This is a genomic window from Stenotrophomonas pictorum JCM 9942 (assembly GCF_001310775.1).
GTDB lineage: Bacteria > Pseudomonadota > Gammaproteobacteria > Xanthomonadales > Xanthomonadaceae > Stenotrophomonas > Stenotrophomonas pictorum.
On the sequence record NZ_BAZI01000262.1, the window covers coordinates 1 to 3,793 of the forward strand.

Consider the following 3,793-nt stretch of genomic DNA (forward strand, 5'->3'; position numbering starts at 1 on the left):
CGCGCGCCAGCACCTCGGCGCGGAACCGGGCACCGGTATCGGCCAGTTGCCCCGGCGCCTCCTCGAAAGCGGCGTAGGCGTCGGCGCTGAGCACCTCGGCCCATTTGTAGCTGTAGTAACCGGCCGCATAGCCGCCGGCGAAAATGTGGCTGAACTGGTGCGGGAAGCGGTTCCAGGCCGGCGGGAAGTTCACCGCCACCGCCTGACGCACCCGTTCGAGCAGCTGCAGCACGCTGTCATCGGCCGGATCGAAGCCGCTGTGCAGCTGCATGTCGAACAGCGCAAACTCCAGCTGGCGCACGGTGAACATGCCGCTCTGGTAGTTCCGCGCCGCCAGCATCTTCTCGAACAGCGCCCGCGGCAGCGGCTGGCCGCTGTCCACATGCGCGCTCATCGCCTGCACGTGCTCCCACTCCCAGCAGAAGTTCTCCATGAACTGGCTGGGCAGTTCCACCGCATCCCACTCCACGCCATTGATGCCGGCCACGCCCAGCTCTCCCACCTGGGTCAGCAACTGGTGCAGGCCATGCCCCATCTCGTGGAACAGCGTGGTCACTTCGTTGTGGCTCAGGGTCGCCGGCTTGCCCGCAGCGCCACGGCCGAAATTGCATACCAGATACACCAGCGGCGTCTGCACGCCGGCGGCGGTGTGGCGACGGTTGCGGCAATCGTCCATCCACGCCCCGCCGCGCTTGCCCTCGCGCGCATACAGATCCAGATAGAACTGGCCGACCAACGTGCCATCGGCATCCACCAGCCGGTAGAAACGCACATCCTCATGCCACACCGGCGCGGTGTCGGGCTGCACCGTCAGCCCGTACAGGCGCTGGATGACATCGAACAGGCCGGCCAGCACCGCCGGTTCGGTGAAGTACTGCTTCACCTCCTGCTCGGAGTAGCTGTAGCGGGCCTGCTTGAGTTTCTCCGAGACGTAGCTCAGGTCCCAGGCCTCCAGCGCGGCCAGGCCCAACTCGTCCCGGGCGAAGGCGTCCAGTTCGGCGCGGTCGCGCTGCGCATAGGGCTTGGCACGATCGGCCAGATCCTGCAGGAACGTCTGCACCTGCGCCGGGCTCTCGGCCATCTTGGTGGCCACCGAATAGGCCGCGTAGCTGTCAAACCCCAGCAGCGCCGCCAGCTCGGTGCGCAGGACGAGGATGCGGTCGATGTGGCCGCTGTTGTCCAGCGCCGGATCGCCCAGTTCGGAGGCGCGCACCGCGTTGGCGCGGTACAGCTGCTCGCGCAGCGCGCGGTTGTCGGCATAGGCCTGCACCGGCAGGTAGCACGGCATCTGCAAGCTCAGTTTGAAGCCGGATCTGCCCTCCTTCTGCGCCGCCGCGCGGCAGGCGGCGACCACCTCGGCCGGCAACCCGGCCAGCTCGTTTTCGTCTTCCACGTACAGCGCGAAGGCGTCGGTGGCATCGAGCACGTTCTGCGAAAACTTCGCCGACAACGCCGAGAGTTCTTCCTGGATTGCACTGAAACGCGCCTTGCCGGCCTCGTCCAGTTCCGCCCCGCCCAGGCGGAAATCACGCAAGGCGTTGTCCAGCACCTTGCGCCGCGCAGCGTCGTAGCCGGCGGCCTCCGGGGTGGCCGCCAGCGCCTTGTATTGCGCGAACAGCGCCAGGTTCTGGCCCAGCGCGCTGCCGAAACGGGTGACCTTGGGCAGGTTGGCGTTGTAGGCCTCGCGCAGCGCCGGGGTATTCACCACCGCCTGCAGATGGCTGACCTGGCCCCAGGCGCGGTACAGGCGCTCGGTGGCATCGTCCAGCGGCACCACGAACGCCTCCCAGCTCAGCGGCGAAACGGTTTCCGCCGCCTTCACCGCTGCTTCGGCCTGGGCCAGCAGTGCATCGATGGCCGGGCCGACGTGCTCCGGACGGATTTCATCGAAACGCGGCAGGCCGGAAAAATCGAGTAGCGGGTTGGTCATCGGGAGCTCCGTCAATACATGCCCGGCCACTGCCGGGATCACCTGTTATATGGCGACGGTTCCAGCCACGCACAAGGCAATGGCGGCAAGGGCTGCCCGGCCACCGCCGCGGCGATCAGCGCATCGGCCTGCTGCACCTCGATGCCCTGCGCCCGGTACCAGTCCGGGTTGTAGTAGCTGTGGGCGTAGCGCTCGCCCGAGTCGCACAGGATGGTGACGATCGACCCCTCGCGGCCGGCCGCACGCATCTGCTGGGCCGCATACAGCACGCCGATGAAGTTGGTACCGGTGGAACCGCCGACACGGCGCCCCAGCGTCGCGCTGACATGGCGCATGGCCGCCAGGCTCAGCGCATCGGGCACCTTCACCATCGCATCGACGCAGGTCGGGATGAAGCTCGACTCCACCCGCGGCCGGCCGATGCCCTCCACCCGCGAGCCGCCCGCACAGGTCAGTTCACGCCATGGCTTGCCTTCCAGCGCGGCGCAATAGCCGTCGTAGAAGATCGACACTTCCGGGTCCGCGCACAGGATCCGCGTGTCATGTCGGCGATAGCTGACATAACGCCCCAGGGTCGCGGCGGTGCCGCCGGTGCCGGGGCTGCAGACGATCCACTCGGGCACCGGATGCGGCTCCTCGGCCATCTGCTTGAAGATCGACTCGGCGATGTTGTTGTTGGCACGCCAGTCGGTGGCCCGCTCGGCGTAGGTGAACTGGTCCATGAAGTGGCCACCGGTCTCACGCGCCAACCGCTCGGATTCGCAATTCAGGTCGCAGGCACGCTGCACCAGATGGCAACGGCCGCCGTGGAATTCGATCGCGGCGATTTTTTCCGGCGAGGTGCTGGCCGGCATCACCGCGATGAATGGCAGCCCCAGCAGACGCGCGAAGTACGCTTCGGACACGGCGGTGGAACCGCTGGACGCCTCGATCACAGGACAACCCTCGCGCAACCAGCCATTGGCCAGCGCGTACAGGAACAGCGAGCGCGCCAGACGGTGCTTCAGGCTGCCGGTGGGGTGGCTGGATTCATCCTTCAGATAGACCTCGATCCCGGGAAAACCGGGCAGGTCCATCGGAATCAGGTGGGTATCGGCCGAACGGTTGTAGTCGGCTTCAATCTTGCGGATGGCCGCTGCCACCCAATGACGCTGGGACATGGATCGCCACTTCAATGAAAGCTGAAGCCGATTCTACTTCGCCCCCACTCTTCGCGCCGGGAGCTGCGGGCCGCCAACGCCGAGTGCTATGGTTACGCCCTTGTTTCAAGCGCCGGTTCCCGTGCTCCGCATCCTGCTGCCCCTGCTGCTTTGCCTTTCCCTGATCGCCAGCGCGACCGGTCGGTATGGGCTGCGACGGCGATGGCGATGCCGGCCACGACGATGGCCATGGATGCAGACCACGCCTGCTGTCACGATGAAGGCGGCATGCACGCGGACACCACGGCGCCGCAACCGATGGAACTGTGCGGCGATGGCAAGCACTGCGACTGCATGCAGCACTGCAACATGCTGCCGACGCAGGCCCTGCCGCCTCTCAGTGGTGTTCCGCAAACCGCGCAGCCATCAGCATCCACACAGGCGCGCGACGACGCGGCCCCTGCCCAGCTCAACCGCCCGCCCATCGCCTGACCCCGGCGCCTTGGCGCCCCAGCGGACACCTGCGTCATGGCAACGCCGTGACGTCTTTCTTGATCTGTTCAGGCCATGCGGCCGCGCGTTGATGCGTGGCGGTGTGAGCGGGAGTTGCCTATGTCCTCCGATTTTCTTTCCGATCCGCGCCCGGCCTTGTCGCGGCGCCGCTTCGTGCAGGGCCTTGCCCTGGGCGGTGTGGTCGCCGGCGCCGGGCTGGGTCGCATCCCCG

At 67.0% G+C, this 3,793-nt stretch carries 4 protein-coding genes; 2 read left to right on the forward strand and 2 right to left on the reverse strand.

Annotation, left to right across the window (positions count from 1 at the left end; translation table 11 throughout):
* Together JCM9942_RS12025 and JCM9942_RS12030 are read right to left on the reverse strand one after the other, a co-directional pair.
* On the reverse strand, positions 1-1,930 hold a 1,930-nt coding region (locus JCM9942_RS12025), incomplete at its 3' end, for a M3 family metallopeptidase (RefSeq protein WP_054659933.1).
* A gap of 38 nt (positions 1,931-1,968) precedes the next feature.
* Positions 1,969-3,090 carry a PLP-dependent cysteine synthase family protein gene (locus JCM9942_RS12030; RefSeq protein ID WP_054659935.1) on the reverse strand — a complete coding sequence of 374 codons (1,122 nt, stop codon included), beginning with the start codon at positions 3,088-3,090 and terminating at the stop codon, positions 1,969-1,971.
* Positions 3,091-3,297: 207 nt separating this feature from the next.
* Here JCM9942_RS12030 and JCM9942_RS12035 point away from each other — a divergent pair, with 207 nt between their 5' ends.
* Positions 3,298-3,561, forward strand: a complete 264-nt coding sequence (locus JCM9942_RS12035) for a hypothetical protein (RefSeq protein WP_054659937.1) — start codon at positions 3,298-3,300, stop codon at positions 3,559-3,561.
* Positions 3,562-3,681: 120 nt separating this feature from the next.
* A partial coding sequence (locus tag JCM9942_RS18365; RefSeq protein WP_157722899.1) for a twin-arginine translocation signal domain-containing protein occupies positions 3,682-3,793 on the forward strand: 112 nt, incomplete at its 3' end.

Excerpts from the sequence above, each read along its gene's own strand:
- JCM9942_RS12030 (WP_054659935.1), bottom strand. The coding sequence starts at position 3,090 with ATGTCCCAGCGTCATTGGGTGGCAGCGGCCATCCGCAAGATTGAAGCC.
- JCM9942_RS12035 (WP_054659937.1), top strand. The coding sequence starts at position 3,298 with ATGCCGGCCACGACGATGGCCATGGATGCAGACCACGCCTGCTGTCAC.